The sequence below is a fragment of the Pseudogulbenkiania sp. AW2-16 genome (genome assembly GCF_056824575.1).
Genome location: NZ_CP157668.1, coordinates 345,076 through 367,853, shown reverse-complemented (window position 1 = coordinate 367,853; position 22,778 = coordinate 345,076). Strand labels below are relative to the sequence as shown.

21 protein-coding genes and 1 pseudogene are annotated in these 22,778 nt (G+C 65.7%); 7 read left to right on the top strand and 15 right to left on the bottom strand.

What is annotated here, in order from left to right:
* Positions 1-18: 18 nt before the first annotated feature.
* Positions 19-2,853, top strand: coding sequence for an FAD-binding and (Fe-S)-binding domain-containing protein (locus tag ABKF58_RS01760; protein WP_482583194.1), 2,835 nt, complete (start codon positions 19-21; stop codon positions 2,851-2,853).
* Between the two features lie 170 nt (positions 2,854-3,023).
* Positions 3,024-3,536, top strand: a complete 513-nt coding sequence (locus ABKF58_RS01755) for a GNAT family N-acetyltransferase (RefSeq protein WP_482583193.1) — start codon at positions 3,024-3,026, stop codon at positions 3,534-3,536.
* A gap of 117 nt (positions 3,537-3,653) precedes the next feature.
* Here the strand turns inward: ABKF58_RS01755 and ABKF58_RS01750 are convergent, their stop codons facing one another.
* The 11 genes and pseudogenes from ABKF58_RS01750 to purM all read right to left on the bottom strand — a co-directional run bounded on the left by ABKF58_RS01750 (position 3,654) and on the right by purM (position 13,850).
* Positions 3,654-3,836: a hypothetical protein gene (locus tag ABKF58_RS01750; protein WP_008953306.1), complete on the bottom strand. Its 183-nt coding sequence runs from the start codon at positions 3,834-3,836 to the stop codon at positions 3,654-3,656.
* Positions 3,837-4,015: 179 nt separating this feature from the next.
* On the bottom strand, positions 4,016-5,260 hold the full coding sequence (locus ABKF58_RS01745) for a uracil-xanthine permease family protein (RefSeq protein WP_294866389.1): 1,245 nt from the start codon (positions 5,258-5,260) through the stop codon (positions 4,016-4,018).
* 48 nt (positions 5,261-5,308) lie between these two features.
* Positions 5,309-5,947 carry a hypothetical protein gene (locus ABKF58_RS01740; protein ID WP_482583192.1) on the bottom strand — a complete coding sequence of 213 codons (639 nt, stop codon included), beginning with the start codon at positions 5,945-5,947 and terminating at the stop codon, positions 5,309-5,311.
* 78 nt (positions 5,948-6,025) lie between these two features.
* Positions 6,026-6,658, bottom strand: coding sequence for a uracil phosphoribosyltransferase (gene upp, locus ABKF58_RS01735; RefSeq protein ID WP_008953303.1), 633 nt, complete (start codon positions 6,656-6,658; stop codon positions 6,026-6,028).
* A gap of 136 nt (positions 6,659-6,794) precedes the next feature.
* Positions 6,795-7,622, bottom strand: coding sequence for an EAL domain-containing protein (locus tag ABKF58_RS01730; protein WP_482583191.1), 828 nt, complete (start codon positions 7,620-7,622; stop codon positions 6,795-6,797).
* A gap of 123 nt (positions 7,623-7,745) precedes the next feature.
* A complete protein-coding gene (grxD, locus tag ABKF58_RS01725) occupies positions 7,746-8,066 on the bottom strand; it encodes a Grx4 family monothiol glutaredoxin (RefSeq protein ID WP_008953301.1) in 321 nt (106 codons plus the stop codon).
* Positions 8,067-8,159: 93 nt separating this feature from the next.
* Complete coding sequence (locus ABKF58_RS01720) at positions 8,160-9,542, bottom strand: chloride channel protein (RefSeq protein WP_482583190.1); 1,383 nt, start codon at positions 9,540-9,542, stop codon at positions 8,160-8,162.
* 85 nt (positions 9,543-9,627) lie between these two features.
* Positions 9,628-10,881 (bottom strand): RsmB/NOP family class I SAM-dependent RNA methyltransferase, encoded by a 1,254-nt coding sequence (locus ABKF58_RS01715; RefSeq protein WP_369751184.1) that lies wholly within the window; start codon positions 10,879-10,881, stop codon positions 9,628-9,630.
* A gap of 13 nt (positions 10,882-10,894) precedes the next feature.
* Positions 10,895-12,025, bottom strand: coding sequence for a DUF3108 domain-containing protein (locus tag ABKF58_RS01710; RefSeq protein ID WP_482583189.1), 1,131 nt, complete (start codon positions 12,023-12,025; stop codon positions 10,895-10,897).
* 50 nt (positions 12,026-12,075) lie between these two features.
* On the bottom strand, positions 12,076-12,711 hold the full coding sequence (gene purN, locus ABKF58_RS01705; RefSeq protein WP_482583188.1) for a phosphoribosylglycinamide formyltransferase: 636 nt from the start codon (positions 12,709-12,711) through the stop codon (positions 12,076-12,078).
* A 100-nt stretch (positions 12,712-12,811) separates the two neighbouring features.
* Positions 12,812-13,850 (bottom strand): annotated as a pseudogene (gene purM / locus ABKF58_RS01700) (phosphoribosylformylglycinamidine cyclo-ligase).
* Between the two features lie 562 nt (positions 13,851-14,412).
* Here purM and hda point away from each other — a divergent pair.
* The 3 genes from hda to ABKF58_RS01685 all read left to right on the top strand — a co-directional run bounded on the left by hda (position 14,413) and on the right by ABKF58_RS01685 (position 16,843).
* Entirely contained in the window at positions 14,413-15,087 is a 675-nt protein-coding gene (gene hda, locus ABKF58_RS01695; RefSeq protein WP_041702815.1) for a DnaA regulatory inactivator Hda, read from the top strand.
* Positions 15,084-15,752 carry a histidinol-phosphatase gene (locus tag ABKF58_RS01690; RefSeq protein ID WP_482583187.1) on the top strand — a complete coding sequence of 223 codons (669 nt, stop codon included), beginning with the start codon at positions 15,084-15,086 and terminating at the stop codon, positions 15,750-15,752. Before hda ends, ABKF58_RS01690 begins: the two co-directional genes overlap by 4 nt.
* 221 nt (positions 15,753-15,973) lie before the next feature.
* On the top strand, positions 15,974-16,843 hold the full coding sequence (locus ABKF58_RS01685) for an ATP-binding protein (RefSeq protein WP_482583186.1): 870 nt from the start codon (positions 15,974-15,976) through the stop codon (positions 16,841-16,843).
* Positions 16,844-17,250: 407 nt separating this feature from the next.
* On the opposite strand, the gene ABKF58_RS01680 is transcribed toward ABKF58_RS01685, so the two are convergent.
* Both ABKF58_RS01680 and ABKF58_RS01675 read right to left on the bottom strand, forming a co-directional pair.
* On the bottom strand, positions 17,251-17,961 hold the full coding sequence (locus ABKF58_RS01680) for a hypothetical protein (protein WP_482583185.1): 711 nt from the start codon (positions 17,959-17,961) through the stop codon (positions 17,251-17,253).
* Positions 17,962-18,757: 796 nt separating this feature from the next.
* The gene (locus ABKF58_RS01675; RefSeq protein ID WP_482583184.1) at positions 18,758-19,393 is read right to left on the bottom strand and encodes a dihydrofolate reductase family protein; all 636 of its coding nucleotides are present in this window, start codon (positions 19,391-19,393) and stop codon (positions 18,758-18,760) included.
* A 191-nt stretch (positions 19,394-19,584) separates the two neighbouring features.
* Between ABKF58_RS01675 and ABKF58_RS01670 the strand changes: the two genes are divergently transcribed.
* Both ABKF58_RS01670 and ABKF58_RS01665 read left to right on the top strand, forming a co-directional pair.
* Positions 19,585-20,526, top strand: coding sequence for a Nudix family hydrolase (locus ABKF58_RS01670; RefSeq protein WP_482583183.1), 942 nt, complete (start codon positions 19,585-19,587; stop codon positions 20,524-20,526).
* Entirely contained in the window at positions 20,523-20,948 is a 426-nt protein-coding gene (locus tag ABKF58_RS01665; RefSeq protein ID WP_482583182.1) for a hypothetical protein, read from the top strand. The genes ABKF58_RS01670 and ABKF58_RS01665 overlap by 4 nt, the downstream gene beginning before the upstream one ends.
* 267 nt (positions 20,949-21,215) lie before the next feature.
* On the opposite strand, the gene ubiA is transcribed toward ABKF58_RS01665, so the two are convergent.
* The gene (ubiA, locus tag ABKF58_RS01660) at positions 21,216-22,085 is read right to left on the bottom strand and encodes a 4-hydroxybenzoate octaprenyltransferase (RefSeq protein WP_482583181.1); all 870 of its coding nucleotides are present in this window, start codon (positions 22,083-22,085) and stop codon (positions 21,216-21,218) included.
* Positions 22,082-22,597, bottom strand: a complete 516-nt coding sequence (locus tag ABKF58_RS01655; protein WP_482583180.1) for a chorismate--pyruvate lyase family protein — start codon at positions 22,595-22,597, stop codon at positions 22,082-22,084. The genes ubiA and ABKF58_RS01655 overlap by 4 nt, the downstream gene beginning before the upstream one ends.
* Positions 22,598-22,778 lie beyond the last annotated feature (181 nt).

Genomic DNA, 22,778 nt, shown 5'->3' with positions numbered 1-22,778 from the left:
GCAGGAGGAGACAGGGCCATGTTGCAGGGAGCGTATCGCGAGTTTCACCACCGCTTGCAGGAGCAGATCGAGCCGCGGCGGATCTACACCGATCCGCTCTCCACGCTGGCCTACGGTACCGACGCCTCCTGCTACCGGCTGACGCCCAAGATCGTGGTCAAGACCCAGTCCGAGGCCGAGGTGCAGGCCATCCTGGCGCTGGCGGCGGAACTCGCGCTGCCCGTCACCTTCCGCGCCGCCGGCACCTCGCTCTCTGGCCAGGCGGTCAGCGACTCGATCCTGGTGGTGGCGAGCTACGGCTGGAAGGGGCTGGAGGTGCTGGAGAACGGCGCGGCGATCCGCCTACAGCCGGGCGTGGTCGGCGCCGCCGCCAACGCCGCGCTGGCGCCGTTCGGGCGCAAGATCGGCCCGGACCCGGCCACCATCAACTCGGCGATGATCGGCGGCATCGTCAACAACAACTCCAGCGGCATGTGCTGCGGCACGGCGCAGAACAGCTACCAGACGCTGCGCGCGATCCGCGTGGTGCTGGCCGACGGCAGCGTGCTCGACACCGCCGACGCCGCCAGCGTGGCGGCGTTCCGCGCCAGCCACGCCGGCCTGCTCGGGCAACTGGCGGCGCTCGCGGCGCGGGTGCGGGACGACGCCGAACTGGCTGCCCGCATCCGCCGCAAGTACAAGATGAAGAACACCACCGGCTACAGCCTGAACGCCCTGGTGGACTTCACCGACCCGCTCGACATCCTCACCCACCTCATCGTCGGCAGCGAAGGCACGCTGGCCTTCGTCTCCGAGGTGACCTACCACACCGTGGTGGAACACCCGCACAAGGCCTCCGCCCTGGTGTTCTACCCCACCATCAAGGCCGCCTGTGACGCGGTGCAGGTGCTGGCGCAGCACAAGGACGTGGTGGCGGCGGCGGAGCTGCTGGACCGCGCCAGCCTGCGCTCGGTGGAGAACAAGGCCGGCGTGCCGGCGCTGATCAAGACGCTGTCGGAGGACGCCGCGGCGATCCTGATCGAGACCCGCGCCGCCGACCCGGCCGCGCTGGCCGCCAACACCGCGGCGATCGCCGGCTTCATCGGCCACATCGACACCCTGACCGGGGTGGCCTTCACCGACGTCGTCAGCGAGTACACCCAGCTGTGGAACATCCGCAAGGGCATGTTCCCCAGCGTCGGGGCGATGCGCGCCGCCGAGACCACGGTGATCATCGAGGACGTGGCGTTCCCGATCGAGCACCTGGCCGAGGGCACGCTGGCCCTGCAGGCGCTGTTCAAACAGTTCCACTACGACGAGGCGATCATCTTCGGCCACGCCCTGGAGGGGAACCTGCACTTCGTGTTCACCCCCAACTTCTCCGGTGCCGAAGAAGTCGCGCGCTACGAGGCCTTCATCGAGGCGGTATGCCGGCTGGTGGCGGTGGACTACGAGGGTGCGGTCAAGGCCGAGCACGGCACCGGCCGCAACATGGCGCCGTTCGTCGAGATGGAATGGGGGCCGGTGGCGTACCGCGTGATGCAGGAGATCAAGGCGATCTTCGACCCGCAGGGCATTCTCAACCCGGACGTGATCCTGACCAGCGACGCGCTGCTGCACGTCAAGGACCTCAAGCCGATCCCGGTGGTCGACGCCTTGGTCGACAAGTGCATCGAGTGCGGCTTCTGCGAAGTGATGTGCCCGAGCCGCGCCATCACCCTGACGCCGCGCCAGCGCATCGTCGCCAACCGCGAGATGGCGGCGCTGCGCAGCGCCGGGGACGCGCCGGACCGCCTGGCCGAGCTGGAAGCGCTGTACCAGTACGCCGGCGACGACACCTGTACCACCTGCGGCCTGTGCGAAACCGCCTGCCCGGTCGGCATCAACACCGGCAAGCTGACCACGCAGATCCGCCAGGGCCACCAGAGCGACACCGGCTGGGCGGCGGCGAACTGGCTGGCCGGGCACTACGACAGCGCCACGCGCGGGGCGCGGCTCGGCCTCAAACTGCTCGATGCGACCCACGCCGTGGCCGGCGACGCCGCCACCGGCGCCGTGATGCGCGGCCTGCGCCGCGTGTTCGGCCGGCGTGTGCCGCACTGGACACCCTTCTTCCCGCGCGCGGCGGCCAAGCCGCGCCTAGGCACCGGCGCCGCCGGCAGCGCGCGCAAGGTGGTGTACCTGCCGTCCTGCCTCACCCGAACTTTCTCCCCGTCCACCGCCATGCCCGACCCGCGCCCGCTCAACGAGGTGGTGGCCTCGGTGCTGGGCAAGGCGGGCTACCAGCTGCTCTACCCGGCCGGCTTGGACAATCTGTGCTGCGGCACGCCGTTCAAATCCAAGGGGGCGCTGGACGCCGCCGCCGCCAAGCTGGCCGAGCTCAAGGCAGCGCTGTTGGCGGCGAGCGACAACGGCCGCTGGCCGGTGATCGTCGACAACGGCGTGTGTACCGCGGCGATGCTGGAGGGCATCCAGGACGCGCGCCTGCGCATCGTCGACGTCACCACCTTCATCGAGACCGAGGCCGCCGCCCACCTGCACTTCACCCCGCTCGACGAGCACGTGGCGCTGCACGTGGTGTGCTCGATGAAGAAGCTGGGCCAGGGCGCGACGCTCAACGCGCTGGCGCGGCGCTGCTCGAGCCGGGTCACCGAGCCTGCAGGCATCACCTGCTGTGGTTTCGCCGGCGACAAGGGCTTCACCTATCCGGAACTGAACGCCTCGGCGCTGACCGGGCTGAAGGAGCAGGTGGGCGGCTGCTGCGGCGGCTTCTCCACCAGCACCACCTGCGAGATCGGGCTGTCGGAACACGCCGGCATTCCCTACCAGCACCTGATGTACCTGGTGGACCGCGCCACGCGTCGCCCCGGCTGAACGCGCCGAGAACCTGGTACCAGCCGCCTGCGGGCGGCTTTTTCGTGCCCTCCGCGCGCGCGGGACCCGTCCTGGCTGGGCGGGATGCGGTTTTTATGTCATGGTCGGACGCCGGGCTGGCGCGGCGCGATCCGCGGCGTTGCCCGCTGTTCCCTTATCGAGGAGATGCCATGAGCTACCCCATCCGCCGTGCCGACGTCGCCGACGCCCCCGCCTTGCAGGTCCTGTTCAGCTGCCCCTCGGTGGTGCGCAATTCGCTGCAGCTGCCGTATCCCTCGCTGTCGCACTGGCAGACGCGCCTGGCCGAGCTGCCGGACAGTACGCACGCGCTGGTGGCGTGCGACGCGGAGGACCGTGCCATCGCCTATGGCGCCGTGATGCGCCCGCCGCAGCTGCGCCGCGCCCACACCGCCTCGCTGGCGCTGGCGGTGCACGAAGACTGGCAAGGCAAAGGGGTGGGGCGCCGGTTGCTGGGGGCGCTGCTGGAGTACGCCGACAACTGGCTGGGACTGACCCGGCTCGAACTGCACGTCTACGCCGACAACGAGCGCGCCATCGCGCTGTACCGGCTGCTGGGTTTCGAGGAGGAGGGACGCTTGCGTGGTGATTCGTTCCGCGACGGCGAGTTCGTCGATGGCCTGCTGATGGCTCGCCTGCGCGGACCGCTGGGTGGGCGCGGCTGAGGCGCCGAAGGCCAGCGCCGGGCCCGTCGGGGGAAGCCGTCTGCCCAGGGCCCGGGGCACAAAAAAAGCGCCATCGAACCGTGGCGCCAATACTGACGGAGGAGAAAGACTGCGGTTTCAGCGCTTGCCGAAATGGTAGGGTGACAAGCGGTAGAACGGGTTCATCGGATGGTAGCCGGCGTAGGCCTTGCGCTGTTCGGCAAAGCGTGCCCGCAGCGTGCCGCCGAGGAAGGCCAGCGCGCCGCCCAGCATCGGCAGCAGCAGGAAATAGAGCAGGCAGAAAGCGATCAAGGTACGCATGGCGGGGTTCCTTCGATTGACTAAATACATTGTTCCAGCCTCGCGCGCCAGAGTCGTTCACGATCAGGACATTGTTATTGTGCATTGCGACATTTTTTCCGGGCGGCCCGGCGTGACCATGAAAAAACCCGCCTCGTTGCCGGGGCGGGTTGGCGTTGTCAGGTTGGCCGAAGCCGCTGTTACAGGTCCTGTCCCTCGACGATGCCGTCGTGGGTGGCGGCGTGGCGCGGCAGGATCAGGTTCAGCACGATCGCCAGCAGTGAGCACAAGCCGACACCGGCGAGCCCGAACGAGCCCAGCTTGATCTCCAGGCCGCCGATACCGGCGGTCAGCACCACCGAGATGATCACCAGGTTGCGCGGCTCCATCAGGTCCACCTTGGCTTCGATCAGCGTCTTCAGGCCGATCGAGGCGATGGTGCCGAACAGCAGCACCATGATGCCGCCCATCACCGGCATCGGGATCGACTGCAGCAGTGCGTTGAACTTGCCGAAGAATGCCATGGCGATGGCGAACAGCGCCGCCCAGGTCATCACCACCGGGTTGAAGTTGCGCGTGATCATCACCGCGCCGGTCACCTCGGCGTAAGTCGTCACCGGAGGCCCGCCGATCAGGCCGGCCAGGCACACGCCCAGGCCGTCGCCGGACAGCGTGCGGTGCAGGCCCGGGCTCTTGGTGTAGTCACGGCCGGTGACGCCGCCGATCGCCATCACGCCGCCGATGTGCTCGATGGCCGGGGCGATCGCCACCGGCAGCATGAACAGCGCCGCCGCCCAGTTCACCTCCGGGCTGTGGAATTGCGGCACGGCGAACCACGGCGCGTTGGCCAGCTTGGCGAAGTCGACCACGCCCAGCAGCGCGGCGACGATGTAGCCGACGGTGACGCCGGCCAGGATCGGCACCAGCTTGAACATGCCGCGCGCGAAGATCGACACCACGATGGTGGTGGCGAGCGATACCGCGGCCAGCAGCAGCGAGGTCTCGTACGGCATCACCTGCTGGCCGCCGGCACGGCCCATCGCCATGTTCGACGCGGCGTTCGCCACCGAGAGGCCGATGATCATGATCACCGGGCCGATCACCACCGGCGGCAGCAGGCGGTTGACCAGCGCCATGCCGCGCCATTTGACGATGGCGGCGAACACGAAATACATGAAGCCGGCACAGAACAGGCCGAACATGGTGGCGCCCATGCCCCAGGTCTGCATCGAATAGATGATCGGGCCGATGAAGGCGAACGAGGAGCCGAGGAAGATCGGCACCTGGCGGCCGGTGCACAGCTGGAACAGCAGGGTGCCGACGCCGGCGCCCAGCAAGGCCATGGCCGGATTGAGGCCGGTCAGTAGCGGGACCAGAACCAGTGCGCCGAAGGCGACGAACAGGATCTGGGCACCCGAGACGGCCAGTTTTACATGCTGGAACATGATGGATTTTTCCTTGTTATGCAAATAGCGCGGCAGTCGCGCCGGGTGTCAGACGGTGCAGTACATGACAGCCTGGGCGATGATGTTGTTCTGGTCCGCGGCGAGCCGGCTGTGCCGGCGGAATTCGCGCACCATCTCCTGCACCCGCTGGTAGGTCTCGTAGTTGGGACGAGCCTGGTAGGCGATGTCGATGCCGAGTTTGGCGGCCAGCTTCTTGATGGTGGTCGGCTTGATGCACACCTGCCGCTCGGGATCGCTGTAGGCCAGAAAGCAGGTCACCACCGGCCATTTCGCCGCATTGGCCCTCGGGTCGTGCCGGCACAGCGTCAGGACATCGACGAAAGCCTCGAAGTGCTCGGGCGAAAAATGGTGCAGCACGTCGTTGAGCGCCGCCACGAAAGGCAGGTGAACCTCGCCATACCCCAGGTAATGGCGGAACGCCATCTTCTCGAAGGTGCTGACGGTACTACAGCGGCCGATGATCTGGCGGCAGCACTCGATGACGGCGGCCGTGCTACCGGTGGAGATGGCCCGCTGTAGCACGGTTTCGGTCAGCCCTTCCCGGCACAGGCGGATCACAGCGTCGATACTGCGGTGCTTCTTGCCCAGTGCGAGCCAGTCAGGGTCGCTCAGGGCACCGGGAAAACGCAGCAGGAAGTCGTGATCAATCTGTTTGAACGCGTCCATGCGTCGCCTTTCGTCGTGGGGCCGGAGAGAGCAGACCGCACCTGGCCTGCCACGCGGCGCTGGCGGGCCATCGGTGCGTCAGCCGTGCTTGGTGCCGAAGATCTTGTCGCCGGCGTCGCCCAGGCCGGGGATGATGTAGCCGTGCTCGTTGAGGTGGCTGTCGAGCGAGGCGGCGACGATCTGCACGTCGGGATGGGCCTCGTTCACCACCTTCACGCCTTCCGGTGCCGCCACCATCACCACCGCCTTGATCTGCTTGCAGCCCTTGCGCTTCAACAGGTCGATGGTGGCGACCATCGAGCCGCCGGTGGCCAGCATCGGGTCGATGATGATGGCGATGCGCTCGTCGAGACTGTCGACGAACTTGTCGAAGTAGGGCACCGGTTCCAGCGTTTCCTCGTTGCGGTACAGCCCGACCACGCTGATCTTGGCCGACGGCACCAGGTCGAGCACGCCGTCGAGCATACCGAGGCCGGCGCGCAGGATCGGTACCACGGTGACCTTCTTGCCCTTGATCTGCTGCACCTCGATCGGACCGCACCAGCCCTCGATGGTGACGGTTTCCAGCTCGAAATCGCGGGTGGCCTCGTAGGCCAGCAGACGCGCCAGTTCCTGGGTCAGCTGGCGGAATTTCATGGTGCTGATGGCGCCTTCGCGCAGCAGCCCGAGCTTGTGCTGTACCAGCGGGTGGTGCACTACGGTGATGTTCATGCGGCTTCCTTCGCTCGTGAAAAAACAGCCGGGTCGTCCCGTTTCGGGATACCGGCTGTTTGGCATTGTGTCCGTGAACGGCAGGGTCGCTGTCGTTCACGCGGGATTAAACGGGTGTTTACACCATGACGCGATTTTAGCCCTTTTCCCACTGGTAAATCCACGGCAACAAGCCTTCCGCGGGCAGCGGGGCCGAGCACAGGTAGCCTTGCACCGCATCGCAGCCCAGTTCGCTCAGGAGCGCCAGGTCGGCGCTCTCCTCGATCCCCATGGCCACCGTGAACAGGCCGTGCCGCTGCGCCAGGAGCAGGTTCTCCTGCAGGATGGCGCGCAGGTGAGGATTGCTGCCGGCGCCGTGCACGAAGGCGCGGTCGATCTTCATCGTCGAGAAGTGCTCGCCGTTGAGGCGCGTCGCCAGGCCGCTGCCGATGCCGTATTCGTCGACGGCCACGCCGAAACCGCGCTCACGCAGCTGGCCGAGCTGCGGTTCGGCCAACTCCCAGTGCTGGCGCAGGGTGTTTTCCGACAGCTCAAGGATCAGGCTGGAGGACGGCAGGCCGGCGATGCGGCACTTGCTTTCCAGCAGCCCCGGCAGGTTGTGGTCGGTGAGCGACAGGGCGGACAGGTTGATCGACACCGTGAGCTTCCGGCCGTGATCGAGCCAGTCGCGGCAGGCGTACAGCGACTTTTCCAGGATCAGTTCGGTCAGTTCGCGGATCATGCCGCGCTCTTCCATGATCGGTACGAAGGCCACCGGCGACAGCACCCCCAGTGCGGGATGGCGCCAGCGCGCCAGGGCCTCGACCCCGAGCACCTTGCGCGAACGCAGCTCGACCACCGGCTGGAAGTAGGGCACCAGCTGGTCGTTGACCAGCGCCCGCCAGATTTCGTCGATGGACATGGCGCTGGCAGACATCAGGCGCTCGGTGGCGTCGTCTTGATAGGGCAGAAATTCGTCAGTCATGGCGTCGGGCGATGCGGGAGGCACATACAAGCTTTTCATTATATGACGAATGAAAAACCCTGTCTGGTGCGGGCAACAAAAAACCCGGTGCGGCGACCGGGTTGTGGCGTCTCAGGCGCATGGTCACGCCTGGGCGATATCCTTCAGCAGTTCCTGCAGTTCGCCGGACTGGAACATCTCGTACATGATATCCGAGCCGCCGATGAATTCACCCTTGACGTAGAGCTGCGGAATGGTCGGCCAGTTGGAGAAGTCCTTGATGCCCTGGCGGATTTCCGGATTCTGCAGCACGTCGACGGTCATAAAGTCGTCCACGCCGCAGGCCTTGACGATCTGCACGGCGCGCGCGGAGAAGCCGCACTGCGGGAACTGGGCCGAGCCCTTCATGAACAGTACGACCGGGCTGCTGGTGACGGTTTGCTTGATGGTTTCCTGGATATCCATGGATGGCAGAATCCTTGCGTTGGTTGAGGCTGGCGCTCCGGAACAGGCAACCCTGTCTGGCGACGCAATACCCGAGCGTTTCAATAGGTTATTTTACGGTCCAGCTGGCGGCGGGTCAATTTGCGCGCGGACACGGCGCTTATCTTGTCGCGCCGGCGGGGACATGAACCCTTCCGACAACTGATGGTACAGCGCGGGACTGATGCGGGCGCTGATGAAGCGTGCCAGCACGCAGGCCGCCATCAGGCTGATCACCATGCCATGGTTGTCGATCATTTCCATCATGATGATGGCCGAGGTGAGCGGCGCCTGCGTCACCGCGGCGAGGAAACTCGCCATGCACAGGGCGATGATGACGTGCTGGCCGGCGAGCGGAAAGAACCAGCTCGCCAGGTCGTTGCCGATGCCGGCGCCGACCGCCAGCGAGGGGGCGAAGATGCCGCCCGGCACGCCCATGAAGTAGGTGACCAGGGTGGCGCCGAAGCGCAGCAGCGGGGCGTGCCAGGGCAGGGTGGCGCTGCCGTCGATCAGGTGCGAGGTGGCGGCGTAGCCGCTGCCGAACGAGCTGCCGCCGCTCAGCCAGCCCATCAGCGCCAGCAGCAGCCCACACAGTCCGGCGAAGCGCACCGGGTGGGCGGCGCGCCAGCGCCACAGGCGGCACCCGGCGTAGCGTTGCGGCCACAGCATGGCACGGCTGAACAGCGCGCCCAGCAGGCCGCAGCCAATGCCGCAGACGATGATCGGCGTGACGATGGCGCTGCTCAGCGCCGGGATGTGCAGCGAGCCGAAGTAGCTGTAATTGCCCAGCAGCGAGATCGCCATCAGGCCGGAGAGGATGATGGTGGACAGCAGCACGCCGCTGGTGCGCGACTCGAGGCGCCGCCCCATTTCCTCCACCGCGAACACGATCCCCGCCAGCGGGGTATTGAAGGCGGCGGCGATGCCGGCGGAACTGCCCGCCAGGATCAGATCCTGCGGCCGGATGGCGCGGCCGTGAGGCAGCCAGCGGTGCGCGGCGTGCATGATGCTGGCCGCCACTTGCACCGACGGCCCTTCGCGCCCGGCCGAGATGCCGCCCAGCAAGCCGAAACAGCCGACCAGGATCTTGCCCAGGGCGATGCGCAGCGAAACCAGCTGGTGTACCGGCTGGCGCTCGCTGCTCAGGCGGATCGCGGCGATGGCCTGCGGAATGCCGCTGCCCTGGCTGCCGGGGAAGTAGCGCCGGGTCAGCCACACCGCCAGCATCGGCACCACCACCGGCAGCAGCCAGGCACACAGCGGGTTGAACGCCACCAGGCGCAGGAAGGCGTGCTGGGCTTGCTCGGACAGCACCGCGAAGCCCGCCACCACCAGCCCGGCCAGCGCGGCGGTAAGCCAGAGGGTGAGGCGGGTACGCCAGCGGAAGTGGTTGATCAGGTCGTGCAGCAGCACCAGGCGGCGGTCGCGGCGGCGCCATTGGGGGGCGATGTATGACATGGTGGTCGAATAACGCAGGCCGCCTCGCGGGCGGCCTGTTGTCGGGCGGGTGGATGAAAACCTATATCAGGGTTTCATCATAGACTCACGGCTTTTGTTTGGCCAGCACGGCGGCGAAGAAGCCGTCGGTGTTGTGACGGTCCGGACGCAGCGCCAGGTAGTCGCCCATCTCCAGCGGAATCTTCTGCTCCGCCAGCACGTCCGACACCGGCACCAGCGTGAAGTCGGGGTGCTCGGCCAGGAAGGCTTCGACGATGGCCTGGTTTTCCTGCGGCAACAGGCTGCAGGTGGCGTAGACCAGGCGTCCGCCGGCCTTCACCAGGCGGCTCGCCGAGGCGAGGATGGAGGCCTGCTTGGCGTTGAGTTCGGCCACGCTCTCCGGGCTCTGGCGGAATTTCAGGTCGGGGTTGCGGCGCAAGGTGCCGAGGCCGGAGCAGGGGGCGTCCACCAGCACCCGGTCGGCCTTGCCGGCCAAGCGCTTGACGCGGGTGTCGTTCTCGTGCGCGATCAGCTGCGGATGCACGTTGGACAGGCCGGAGCGGGCCTGGCGCGGCTTGAAGTTGGCGAGGCGCTTTTCCGACACGTCGAAGGCGTAGAGCCGGCCGGTGGAGGCCATCTGCGCGCCCAAGAGCAGCGTCTTGCCGCCGGCGCCGGCGCAGAAGTCCACCACCATCTCGCCGCGGCGCGCGCCGGTGATCAGGCCCAGGAGCTGGCTGCCTTCGTCCTGCACCTCGATGCTGCCGTCCTTGAACAGCGGGTGGCGGTTGAGTGCCGGCTTGCCCTTGAGGCGGATGCCGATGGGCGAAAACGGCGTCGGTTCGGCCTCGAAACCGTCGCGGCGCAAGGCCAGCAGGGCGTCGTCGCGCTTCATCTTCAGGGTGTTGACGCGCAGGTCGAGCGGCGCGCCCTCGATCATGCCGCGCCCCAGCGCGATGATCTGTTCCGGGGTGTCTTCGGCCAACCTTTCGATCACCCAGGCCGGCAGTTCGGCCTGCACCGGCAGTTCGTCCGGCAGCGTCTTGCCCTTGAGCTCGGCCACCCAGTTGCGTTCCTCTTCCTTCAGGCTGCCGCCGAATTCCTTCAGGTTGAGCCCGCGCACGCGCGCCAGCGTGGCCAGCGCCAGACGGCGCGGGGTGGGCTTTTGCGGTGCGATCACCGCCTTGAGCTGGCTGAAGCGGCGCAGGCAGGCGAAGGCGGTTTCGGCGATGACGTGGCGGTCGTTGGCGCCGAGATTGGCGTGCTCGCGGAAGTAGGCGCTCAGCACGGCGTCGGCGGGACGGTCGAAGCGGACCATCTTGCCGAGCACGGTTTCGATGTGGAAGAGCTGGGTCTGGTTGATCATCGTGGTTCCGTTAGGGGTTTTCCGACAGAGACCAGACGGTCTTGCCGTTGATGTCGATGCGGCGGGCGCGCTGGTCCAGTGTCTTGTCCTTGTCGATGCGCAGGATGCGCACCGGCAGGTTGGCAAAGTCCGGCGCCAGCCAGAATTCGGTCACGTCGTCGCCGTTCTTGGCGCGGAACACGACCACGCGCAGCGTGCCGTGGTCGGGCGGGTAGCGGGTTTCGCCAGCCGGCGCCAGCGGGTAGTCGTACACCTTCTTGCCGGTGGTGATGCGTTGTTGCGGCGGCAACAGGCTGCCGCCGGTCAGCGCCAGCTGGTAGCCCAGGCTCAGGATGTCCTGCGTGCCCGGGGCGAGTTCGGCCTGCTTGTCGCCGTGGTCGCCGTAGGCGAGGGTGTTGGCGCTCCAGTCGAAGCGCGCCGATTCGCGTTCGCTGTCGCCGCGCCAGGCCTGGTAGGCGAGCGGAGTCAGCCCGCGCTTGCCGACGCTGCCGCGCGACTGGTAGCGCAGGTGGGGGCCGATGATCGGCGTCAGGCGCGCGTCCAGGGTGTAGTTGGCGCCGCTGCGTTGCCAGCTGATCTCGCCGTGGCCGGCCATCAGGCTGCCGTAGTAGATCTGGTAGTCGACGTGCGAGTTGTCGGGAAAGCGGCGCGTCTTGGCGGCGCCCTTGGCTTCCAGAGCGGTGCTGTCGTCGGCTTGCGGCGGCGGCGCGACGGGTTCGCTGTTGCCGTTGGCCTGCTGTTCTGCCGGCGGCGCGGCCGGGCTGGGCTCGGCGGTGGCCGGCGCGTCTTTGGTGGCGGGGGCTTCCGTGGCGGCGGCCAGCATGTCTTTGGCCGCCGGAGGCGCTTCGGCGACGGGGGCGGATGCGGCATCGGCGCGGTGCGCGACGCGGGCGCGGTGGTGGCGCTTGACGCCCGGGGCGTGCGCGGCCGGGACGGCCACCAGCCCGTTGGATGGGGCCGCGGCCGGCGCGGGGCCGGCTTCCGGGGCCAGCGTCATCGCCTGCATCGCCACCGACAAGGGCTGCAGCTTGGCCGGTTCCGGCAGGCTCGCGGCGTGCGGCAGATGACCGGACAGCAGCACGCCCAGGTGCAGCAGCAGCGAGAGCGCCAGTGCCAGCAGCAGGGGACGGTAGAGTCGCATGGCTATTCGAGCGGCGCGCGAGGCAGGACGTTCCCGCCAAGCGCCCGGGCTCAGTTCAGGGAGGGCGAAATCAGGCATTGTCCGGCGTCCTGGGCGCGGCCTTTGACGCGGCCGTCGACGATGGCCAGCTCGCCGGCGACGAAGCGGCGCACCGCCTCCGGGTACAGCTGGTGCTCGATCTTCAGCACGCGCGCCGCCAGGGTGTCCTCGCTGTCGTCGTCCAGCACCGTCACCACCCCCTGCGCCACGATCGGACCGTGGTCTAGATCGGCAGTGACGAAGTGCACGGTGCAGCCGGCCACCTTGCAGCCCATGTCGATGGCGCGCTGGTGCGTGTGCAGGCCGGTGAACGAGGGCAGCAGCGAGGGGTGGATGTTCAGCATGCGGCCTTCGTAACGGCGCGTGAAGTCCGGGGTCAAAATGCGCATGAAGCCGGCCAGCACCACCAGGTCCGGGGCGTAGCCGTCGATCAGCTCGGCCAGCGCGGCATCGAACGCTTCGCGGCTGGCGAAGGCCTTGTGGTCGAGCGCGGCGGTGGGCACTCCGCGTTCGGCGGCCCAGGCGAGACCCGCGGCGTCGGGGCGGTTGCTGATCACCGCGGCGATGTTGGCACCGGGAATCTGCGCCTCGACGATGGCCTGCATGTTGGAGCCGCGCCCGGAAATCAGGATGACGATGTTTTTCATGGTGCTTGAACGTGGGCAAGCGTCCTTGCCGCAGTCAGTCTACCAAAGACAAACGCCGCCAGCCCGTCAGCCAGCGGCGTTGTGTTTCAAACGGGGACGCTCAGTTTACCTGGGTCTGGTGCTCGTCACCGTTGCGCGCGCGGATCACGCCGATGCGCGATACGGTTTCGCCCTGCTCGGTCAGGAAGGCAGCCGCGGCGTCGGCATCGGCCGCGTCCACGATCACCACCATGCCGATACCGCAGTTGAAGGTGCGATACATTTCCTGTGCATCGACATTGCCTTCCGCCTGCAGCCACTGGAACAGCTTCGGCAGCTCCCAGCTCTTGGCGTCGATCTGGGCCACGGTGTTGGCCGGCAGCACGCGCGGGGTGTTTTCGGTAATGCCACCGCCGGTGATGTGCGCCATGCCCTTCACGTTCAGCTGCTGCATCAGTGCCAGCAGCGGCTTCACGTAGATGCGGGTCGGGGCGATGATGGCTTCACGCAGGGTCTTGCCACCGTCGAACTCGGCGTCCAGCTGCGGCTGGGCGCGCTCGATGATCTTGCGCACCAGGCTGTAGCCGTTGGAGTGCACGCCGTTGGACTTCAGGCCCAGTACTACGTCGCCCGGCTTGATGTCGCGGCCGGTGATGACCTTGCTCTTTTCCACCACGCCGACGGCGAAACCGGCCAGGTCGTATTCGCCCACCGGGTACATGCCCGGCATCTCGGCGGTTTCACCGCCGATCAGTGCGCAACCGGCCTGCTCGCAACCTTCGGCGATGCCCTTGATCACGTCGGTGGCCTGGGGAACGTCGAGCTTGCCGCAGGCGAAGTAGTCGAGGAAGAACAGCGGCTCGGCACCCTGTACCAGGATGTCGTTGACGCTCATCGCCACCAGGTCGATGCCGACGGTGTCGTGCTTGTTCCAGTCGAAGGCGAGCTTGAGCTTGGTGCCGACGCCGTCGGTGCCGGAAACCAGTACCGGTTCCTGGTATTTCTTGGAGATTTCCACCAGTGCGCCGAAACCGCCGAGGCCGCCGAGGACTTCCGGGCGCATGGTGCGCTTGGCGAACGGCTTGATGTTTTCGACGAAGCGCGTCGCCGGCGTCGATGTCGACGCCGGCATCACGGTAACTGAGGGACGTGGTGTTCAAGGTCAGCTCACTTTCTGTTCATAATCTTGCTGCGCGGCCCGGGTCTGGGCTGCTGCGCCGTGCGACAGCCTCATTGACCGGTTCAGTCAATTCCGGCGTCTGTGCTCTTCCCCCCGCGAGGCCCGCGCACAGAGGAGTCCGAGTCGGCGCCAGGCGCCGGTTTCAGCTCCTGGGAGGCGCTCGCCGGGTGAAACAAACCGATTGGGGTATCCGCCGGCAACGGGTTTTCCGGTCGCGGGCGAAAAAAAGCGCCTGTATTTTAACCGAATTTTGCCGGGAACGCTGCTGTGCCGCCGCTTTTTTGCCGTCGCGGACGCGCTGTGGCGTTGCGAGTGTGGCCTGCGGGTTTCGCGACCCCGTCGGATCAGCGTAAAATCAGGCTTTTGACGACTTGCAGCCTATTTCAGCAAGCGAGCGAGCCAAAGCAGGTTGAGTGCTGCCAGCGCACAGGAACCGGAATGTACATGAAGTACATGAGGATTCCGAGCACTGCCGGCGCTCGAGATGCGAAGGCGCAGCCGCCTGATGAAATGGGCTACTTAATTCCGGCCCTGCGCTTATTTTGGACCAGCTGATTCTCGATCTCACGCCCACACCGCTTCCCGCCTTCGACAATTTCGTCGCCGAACGCAACCGGGAAGTGATCACGGCGCTCACCCATCCGGGCGACGAGCGGTTCATCTACCTCTGGGGCGAACCGGGTAGTGGCAAGACCCACCTGCTGCAGGCCTGGATCGCCCACGCCGAGACGCTGGGGCGCGCCTCGATCTACCTCGACGGCCAGCGCGAGCACCTGCCGGACTTCGCGCGCGAAGCCAGCTTCATCGCCGTCGACCACGTCGACGACCTGGCGCCGGACGACCAGATCACGCTGTTCTCGTTCTACAACTCGCTGAAAGAGGGCGGCGAGAGCCGCCTCTTGATGGCCGGGCGCCTGCCGCCGATGGCGCTGGCGGTGCGCGACGACCTGCGTACCCGCCTGGGCTGGGGATTGGTGTTCGAGGTCAAGCCGCTGTCCGACGCCGACAAGCTGGCGGCCTTGCACGCCCACGCCGCCGAGCGCCAGCTGGCGATTCCCGACGACGTGTTCCGCTACCTGCTCACGCACTGGCGGCGCGACCTCTCCAGCCTGATCGGCATGCTCGATCTGCTCGACCGTTACTCGCTGGCGCTGCGCCGTCCGATCACTGTGCCGCTGGTCAAGAATATCCTTCACACCGCCCCGACGGAACCATGAACCTCGCCCTTTTCGATCTCGACAACACCCTCATCGCCGGCGACTCCGATACCGAGTGGCCGAAATTCCTGATCAAGCGCGGCCTGCTCGACCCCGAGCACCACGCGCGTCAGAACGACTACTTCTACGAACAGTACAAGGCCGGCACGCTCGACATCTACGAATTCCTCGACTTCCAGCTGCAGCCTCTGACGCGCTTCAGCCGCGAGGAATTGGCCGCGCTGCACGCCGACTATCTGGAAGAGCACATCAAGCCGATCATCCCGCTGAAGGCGCGCGAACTCCTGGCCGCGCACGAGGCGCAGGGCGACGTGGTGCTGATCATCACCGCCACCAACCGCTTCATTACCGGGCCGATCGCCGCCGAACTGGGCGTCGAGCACCTCATCGCGGTGGAACTGGAAGTGGACGAGAACGGCCACTACACCGGCAAGCCCACCGGCGTGCCGAGCTACCAGGACGGCAAGATCACCCGCCTCAACGACTGGCTCGCCCAGCGCGGCGAAACGCTGGCGAGCTACGACCAGAGCTTCTTCTACAGCGACTCGCGCAACGACATCCCGCTGTTGTCCATCGTCAGCCACCCGGTGGCGGTCGACCCGGACGCCACGCTGCGCGCGCATGCCGAAGAAAAGGGCTGGCCGGTGATCACGCTGCGCGATTGAACAGTAGGCGGCTGCGCCTGCGCATCTTGAGCGCCGGCAATGCTCGGAATCCTCATGTACTCTATGTACATTCCGGTTCCTGTGCGTTGGCGGTGCTCAACCTGCTTTGGCTCGCTCGCCTACTGAGACAGTTTGTAAGATTAAGGCCGGGTAACCGGCCTTTTCTTCGCCCGCCGTTTCCGCACAGTCAGGCCAACCTTTTAAGAGAAGGAACGAGAGACATGGACAAGCTGGAATCCTTCCTCACCCGCGCCGAAGCCCTGCTGGCGCGCCTCGAGCCGCTGCTGCCGCCGGCCCGCCCTGAACCGGACTGGAGCGCACAGGCGTTCCGCTGGCGCCGCCAGGGTTTGGCCGGCTGGCTCGAGTCGGTGTCCGCGCCGCACAGCGTGCGCCTTTCCGACCTTACCCACATTGACCGCCAGCTCGCCCAGCTGGTGCGCAACACGCGCCAGTTCATCGAGCGCCGCTCTGCCAACAACGTGCTGTTGTCCGGCGCGCGCGGAACCGGCAAGTCGTCGCTGATCAAGGCGCTGCTGCCGGAGTTCGCCGAGCAGGGGCTGCGCCTGATCGAGGTCGACAAGGATCACCTCGCCGACCTCGCCCAGATCGTCGACCTGGTGGCCACCCGTTCCGAGCGTTTCATCCTTTTCTGCGACGACCTGTCGTTCGAGGAAGGCGACGACGGCTACAAGGCGCTCAAGACCGCGCTCGACGGCGGCCTGGCGCGCCGTGCCGACAACCTCTTGGTGTACGCCACCTCCAACCGCCGCCACCTGCTGCCGGAGCGCATGAGCGAAAACCGCCAGACCCAGCAGCACGACGGCGAAATCCACCCGGGCGAAGCGGTGGAGGAGAAGGTGTCACTGTCCGACCGCTTCGGTCTGTGGCTGTCGTTCTACCCCTTCGACCAGCGCGCCTACCTCGCGGCGGTGGGGCAGTGGCTGCAGCACTTCGGGCTGGCGATGGACGCCGAGGCCGAGCGTGCGGCGCTGCAGTGGAGCCTGACGCGGGGCAGCCGTTCGGGCCGGGTGGCGTGGCAGTTTGCCTGCGACTGGGCGGGGCGGGGGGAGGAAGAGCGACAGGCGGAGTGAGGGGTAACAATTAAACTAACTGCAGTCAAGAACCAGTGAGGGAGCCCAAAGCGTAGCTTTGGGCGTCTGGTTGACGGATTTGTTAGGGCATCAGGTAATCAGCCATTTGATCAGATCGTAAGCGGCGCTCGAAATAAGACTAATTACAATTGTCCCCGCCAATCCGATCAGCGCCCACGTAATGTTCTTCTTATTTCGATTGTGGGTAACGTTTGAGTTCAGCGGGCGGCAAAAACTTAATATTTAATGGTGCGCTGGGATGATTTTCAGAAACGATTTTGTCAACAACTTGCTGTTTGCCTACGCTCTACCTCAGTTGCTTTTACGCTGTAGTTAAGATGTGGGAAGAAAGCGTAGTTTTTTTCGTTCCAGTCGCGAAGTAGTGAATTGAACGCAATGTTAGATGCCTAGTTGGTAAGCAATGCTATTGTTTGACTTAGTTGTGGAATGCCAACTGCAACAGTTACTAAGTTTGACATTGCTCCTAGTGTATCCAAAATTCTTCTTCCCAACTCTGTATCAACTAGGAAATTTTTGTAAGGCTCATCAATATGAGCATGCCCGATGGTTGACTCGATGGAGTCAAGAAGAGGTAGGGCGCCAGTTATTTTATATTCTTCAATGCTAACAATTATCTTTCTAATATTTCTAGCCAAATACTTTTTGATATCATCAGAGAGGTTGCCACTTAATACCTCCTCAAGTAAGCCCAGTAGTCTCTCTCGAATAGGGCTAATCTCCCCGTCAATTAGTATTTTTGTATTCGATTTTACCTGCAAAAGATCGGACGCTAATCGCAAGTATGTAACCGAGTGCTGATCTATTTCATTTATGAATGTCTGCCAATTGGCGTTAAGATTTTGAACCATGAAAGCATGATTCACTTGGGTGGACCAATGAGACCACGTGTCCTGCTGGTTAGGGAAATTTTCTTTTATGGCCTGAATGATTGAGTCAGGTAGCTCCATTACCTTGCCAAGGCGTGATATTAATAGTGGATTGTTGTTTTCAACATCTAATAACTGCTCCCAAGCCACACGACAATTCACATGGGCAGAAATACTCTTGCCATTTTCAATGATGGCGAGTAAACGAGCGGCTGGATTGTCATAGTTCATTTTGCTTGATTTTCCGAAGGAGATTACTAGTCTAGCTATAGCTAGACGTCCTGAAATATATATTCATCTGAGTCATTATGGGCATGTTACACGTGATAAGCCCTGTAGATAAAGCATCTATGACTTTGGATATCCAAAAATCATACATTCATTGCATTGTGCCACAAGTTGTGAAGAACTGAGCTTGCCGGTCCCGCCCGGCTGGCGGGCAAGGAGGCTTTGCGTGGCCAAAGCCCCCTTGCATCCCCAAAGGCCACCCCGTTTGTGCGGCCTGCGGCTTCCCGTTCGGGGCCCGGCACTGGCGAGGCGAGCCCGTAACTAGCCGGGCGCTAGCGTCGCCCGGCGTCGAACAGACGGGCTCTTAAAACCCCGCCAGCGCCACCCAACCGGCGCACAAAAAGGGGCCGGGGCTCATTGGTGCGGTTGTGGTATCCCAACTAATGCGGAACTGCCGTCAACCTGTGATCGTTTAGAACACGTCTGTCGGCGGCTAGGGCTGGCCCCTTTGATCCCGCCGGGCGCAAGTTGGCTGGCAAGGTTTTAAGCTGGCGGCTGTTTGAGCGATTTGACGTTGGCAAATCGCGAGTTTCGCCAGCGCCTTGCCAGACGGCTTGTGACCGGGAACCCGGAGGGCGGGGATCGTGGGGGTGGCCTTGGGATTGTCAAGGGAATTGGCCACGCAATTCCCTTGACCCGCCAGCCGGGCGGGACCGGCAACCTTTCCCGATTGCCTATCCTCACCAAGCTCAACACGTTGGCCGAAGTCCCGTCTGAATGCGTGCTCAGTGTGCGGTTCTCAGATGCTGGTGGGTGCGTCCGTGACGACCCGGTAGCTGAGGTGCGTGGCGAGCGGCGAGTGGCTCACCGCCGTCTGCTCGACCCGGAGCTGCTCAGGCGTGAGCGGCTCGAACAGCCGCGCTCCACCGCCGAGAAGCACCGGCGCGAGGTGCAGGGTGAACTCGTCGACGAGGCCGGCGGCGAGGTACTGGCGGATGGTGTCCGCACCGCCGGAGATGCGCACGTCCTTGCCGGCGGCGGCGGTGCGCGCCTGGGCGAGGACGCTGTCGATGCCGTCGGTGACGAAGTAGAAGGTGGTGCCACCGGGCCGCACCCACGGTTCGCGCGCGGTGTGCGTCAGCACGAACACCGGGGCGCGGAACGGCGCGTTCTCGGGCCAGCCGACTTCGCCTTCGTCGAACATGCGCCGGCCCAGCACGTAGGCGCCGGCGCGCTCGAACACGTGATGCACCAGCGCGTCGTCGGGCGAGCGCTCGCCGCCGCCGCTGCCGAGGCGTTCGTGGAAGGTGGCAGTCTGGAACATCCACTGGTGCAGCCCGAGACCGCCGTCGCCCAGCGGGTTGTGCGGGTGGGCATGGGGCCCGGCGATGTAGCCGTCGAGCGAGACGGCAACGTCGAAGAATACTTTGCTCATGGGGCGGTCTCCTGCGGCGCGGTTCGGCCATCGTTCAGCCTATGCCACGGCGGCGGCTTCGGCCAACCTTTCCGTGTGCGGCCTCGACCGAGCGGAGAATCCTGCTAGAACCGGTACTTATCCGCCCCGTCCGACACAAAGCCGCCCCGACGCGCTATCATTCCGGCCATCCATCGCTTTCCGGTTCCCCCATGCAGTCCGATCACAAAATTATTCCCGTCGTCGCCGGCGCGCTGATGCGCCCGGACGGCTCGTTCATGCTCGGCAGCCGTCCCGAAGGCAAGCCCTACGCCGGTTACTGGGAGTTTCCCGGCGGCAAGGTCGAGCCGGGCGAGGCGCCGTTCGCGGCGCTGGTGCGTGAGTTCCACGAGGAGATGGGCATCACCGTCACCCACGCCACGCCGTGGCTGACCAAGGTGCATCACTACGAGCACGCCTCGGTGCACCTGACCTTCTACCGCATCTGGGCCTGGGACGGCACGCCGCAGCCGCACGAGGAGCAGGACTTCGCCTGGCAGCAGCCGGGGCACTACACGGTGGGGCCGATGCTGCCGGCCAACGGGCCGATCCTGAAGTCGCTGGAGCTGCCGGACGTGTACGCCATCAGCTGCGCGCACGAGATCGGCGTCGAGGCCTTTCTCGAGGCGCTGGAAGCGCGGCCCGAGCTGACGCTGATCCAGCTGCGCGAGCCGCAGTTGGGGCGCGACGAACTGGCGGCGCTGGCCGAGCGTGTAGCGGCCATCGTGCACCCGCGCGGCGGCAAGGTCGTGGTCAACGCCGACCCGGCCTGGCTGGCTGGCTGGCCGGTGGACGGGGTGCACCTGAACGGCAAGAGGTTGGCCGAAGCCACGGCGCGGCCGGCGTTCGCCTGGGTGGGGGCGTCGGTGCACTCGACTGCGGAATTGAACCAAGCCGCCGGGCTGGGGCTGGACTACGCCCTGCTGGGCCACGTCAAGGCCACCGCCAGCCATCCGGGCGCGGCGCCGCTGGGCTGGGACGGCTTCGAGTGCCGGCTGGCCGGCGGCACGCCGCTGCCGGTGTACGCGCTGGGCGGCCTGAGCGCTGCCGATCTGATCGATGCCCGCGCCCACGGCGCGCACGGCGTGGCGCTGATGCGAGGGGCGTGGCGATGACCCGCACTCAGCTGAAGTGGGCCACCATCGGCGTGGCGCTGGTGTTGCTGGGCGCGGTGAAGTTCGCGCTGATCAGCTGGTACCTGAGCCGTCCGGCGGAGGCAGCGGTGCAGGAGGTGGCGTGCGACCCGGCCCAGAGCAGCTGCCGTCTGCCCAACGGCATGCAGCTGCAGTTCGCCAGCCCGGCCAAATCGGGACAGCCGTTCCAGATCCGCCTCACCGGGGCGGCCAAGGAGGCGCCGGGAGCCGAGTTCAGCATGCGCGACATGGACATGGGCTTCAACCGCTATCGCTTCGTGGCCGCGCCGGGCGGCTGGCAGGCGCGCGTGACGCTGCCGATGTGCGTGAGCCAGCGCCAGGACTGGATCATGACGCTGGAGGTGGAAGGGCAGCGTTATCGCCTGCCGTTCCGTACCTCGTGACAACCTATTCATAATCCTGCGGCGCAGCCCTGATCGGGGCTCATGCGCTCTGCGTGCGAATCTTTCGCTGGGCACATCTTAAAGATGTGCCCGCAGAGATTCGCTCAGCGATCGGAAATCCTCATGGACTCCGTGTGCATTCCGCTTTCTGTGCGGCTTTTCACCCCGCCCAGGGCTACCCGCGACAGATTCTGAACGGGCTTCGAGGGTGCTGTACCCAACAAAAACGGGCCGTCTGGCCCGTTTCGTGTTTTTGCCGGATGGCTATCAGCGCAGCAGGAAGTCCAGCACCAGCCCGGCAAAGATGGCCGCGCCGACGCGGTTGTTGTCGAGGAAGGACTTGAAGCAGCGCTGGCGGTCGCGCCCGCGGATGGCGAAGTACTGCTGCACCATCAGCAGCGCGGAAACCGCCAGCCCGGCGTAGTAGGCGGCGCCCAGGTGCGCCTCCTGACCCACCAGCACCATCAGCGCCAGGAACACGGCGTGGCACAGCATCACCGCCGCCACGTCATAGTCGCCGAAGGTGATGGCCGAGGTCTTGATGCCGATCTTGAGGTCGTCCGGCTTGTCGGTGATGGCGTATTCGGTGTCGTAGGCCAGGGTCCAGAAGGTATTGGCCAGCAGCAGCAGCCAGGCGATCATCGGTACGTGACCGGTGAGCGCGGCGAAGGCCATCGGGATGCCGAAGGAGAAGGCGATGCCCAGATACGCCTGCGGAATCGGCAGAAAGCGCTTGGTGAACGGGTAGCTGCCGGCGAGGAACACCGCCGGCACGCTCAAGAGCAGCGTCAGCGGGTTGAGCGGCAGCACCAGCAGCAGGGAGATCAGCGACAGCCCGGCGGCCAGCAGCAGCGCTTCCTTCTTGCTCACGGCGCCGCGCGCGAACGGGCGCGCCTTGGTGCGTTCCACCTTGCCGTCGAAGTCGCGGTCGGCGTAGTCGTTGATGACGCAGCCGGCCGAGCGCATCAGGAAGGTGCCGGCGATGAAGATCGTCACCACCAGGGCGTCGGGGCGGCCGTTGCCGGCCAGCCACAGCCCCCACAGCGTCGGCCACAGCAACAGCAGGGTGCCGATCGGCTTGTCGATGCGCATCAGCTGGCTGTAGACGGTGAAGCGGTCGGCGAGGCGGGCGTTCATGGCAGGAATCTCTCCAGTGCCGGCAGGAACAGCTCGCACACGATCAGCGGGGTGTTCGCCAGCAGGAAGCGCGAGCGGCGCGCGGGGTAAAGGTTGGCCGAAGCCGGGTCGTGCGCCTGCGCCAGCGCGAACAGCGGGTGGGAGGCGTCGATCTCGCGGTAGGCCAGCGGCTCGCGCACGATGCCGGCGTGACCGCCGAACAGGGTGAAGCCGAGCGAGCGGCTGCCGCGTTGCAGGATCGGGTGCCAGGCCGGGCAGGCGAGGCGGGTGACGCTGCGCGCCACCACCACCGGGGTGTCGTCCAGCGTCAGTGCCACGTGACGGGCGTAGAGCGCGGCGCCGGCGGGCAGCCCGAGCAGTTCCGCCTCGTCGGCGTGGACGCGGTCGTCGCCCTGCGCCAGCACGCGGACGGCGAAAGCGTGGCCGCAGTGCATCAGCCGCTCGGTGAGCGAGCCGGGCTCGGTCAGGCAGCTCGACAGGGCCGGCGGCAGGGAGGGGGCGTGGCAGCCCAAGCGGTATCCGGAAGCATGGCGCGCATTATGCCAAAGCCGCCGAACGCTGTCCTGTTTCAGCCTGCGGCACGGCACGTGGTGTCGCGTGCGAGGGTTAACCCGCGGTCGTGCAGACGCGGTGATTTTGTTATGGTGGAAGGCCCGTCGCGGGAGCCGGCGGCGCCTGGCGTCTTGGGGGCTT

Bases quoted from the DNA above. Each gene is read 5' to 3' on its own strand.
- ABKF58_RS01755 (WP_482583193.1), top strand. From the start codon at position 3,024: ATGAGCTACCCCATCCGCCGTGCCGACGTCGCCGACGCCCCCGCCTTG.
- ABKF58_RS01750 (WP_008953306.1), bottom strand. From the start codon at position 3,836: ATGCGTACCTTGATCGCTTTCTGCCTGCTCTATTTCCTGCTGCTGCCG.
- ABKF58_RS01665 (WP_482583182.1), top strand. From the start codon at position 20,523: ATGACCCGCACTCAGCTGAAGTGGGCCACCATCGGCGTGGCGCTGGTG.
- ABKF58_RS01760 (WP_482583194.1), top strand. From the start codon at position 19: ATGTTGCAGGGAGCGTATCGCGAGTTTCACCACCGCTTGCAGGAGCAG.
- purN (WP_482583188.1), bottom strand. From the start codon at position 12,711: ATGAAAAACATCGTCATCCTGATTTCCGGGCGCGGCTCCAACATGCAG.
- ABKF58_RS01710 (WP_482583189.1), bottom strand. From the start codon at position 12,025: ATGCGACTCTACCGTCCCCTGCTGCTGGCACTGGCGCTCTCGCTGCTG.
- ABKF58_RS01745 (WP_294866389.1), bottom strand. From the start codon at position 5,260: ATGTTCCAGCATGTAAAACTGGCCGTCTCGGGTGCCCAGATCCTGTTC.
- ABKF58_RS01680 (WP_482583185.1), bottom strand. From the start codon at position 17,961: ATGAACTATGACAATCCAGCCGCTCGTTTACTCGCCATCATTGAAAAT.
- ABKF58_RS01690 (WP_482583187.1), top strand. From the start codon at position 15,084: ATGAACCTCGCCCTTTTCGATCTCGACAACACCCTCATCGCCGGCGAC.
- ABKF58_RS01670 (WP_482583183.1), top strand. From the start codon at position 19,585: ATGCAGTCCGATCACAAAATTATTCCCGTCGTCGCCGGCGCGCTGATG.
- ABKF58_RS01675 (WP_482583184.1), bottom strand. From the start codon at position 19,393: ATGAGCAAAGTATTCTTCGACGTTGCCGTCTCGCTCGACGGCTACATC.
- ABKF58_RS01685 (WP_482583186.1), top strand. From the start codon at position 15,974: ATGGACAAGCTGGAATCCTTCCTCACCCGCGCCGAAGCCCTGCTGGCG.
- upp (WP_008953303.1), bottom strand. From the start codon at position 6,658: ATGAACATCACCGTAGTGCACCACCCGCTGGTACAGCACAAGCTCGGG.
- ABKF58_RS01730 (WP_482583191.1), bottom strand. From the start codon at position 7,622: ATGACTGACGAATTTCTGCCCTATCAAGACGACGCCACCGAGCGCCTG.
- ABKF58_RS01740 (WP_482583192.1), bottom strand. From the start codon at position 5,947: ATGGACGCGTTCAAACAGATTGATCACGACTTCCTGCTGCGTTTTCCC.
- ABKF58_RS01720 (WP_482583190.1), bottom strand. From the start codon at position 9,542: ATGTCATACATCGCCCCCCAATGGCGCCGCCGCGACCGCCGCCTGGTG.
- grxD (WP_008953301.1), bottom strand. From the start codon at position 8,066: ATGGATATCCAGGAAACCATCAAGCAAACCGTCACCAGCAGCCCGGTC.
- ubiA (WP_482583181.1), bottom strand. From the start codon at position 22,085: ATGAACGCCCGCCTCGCCGACCGCTTCACCGTCTACAGCCAGCTGATG.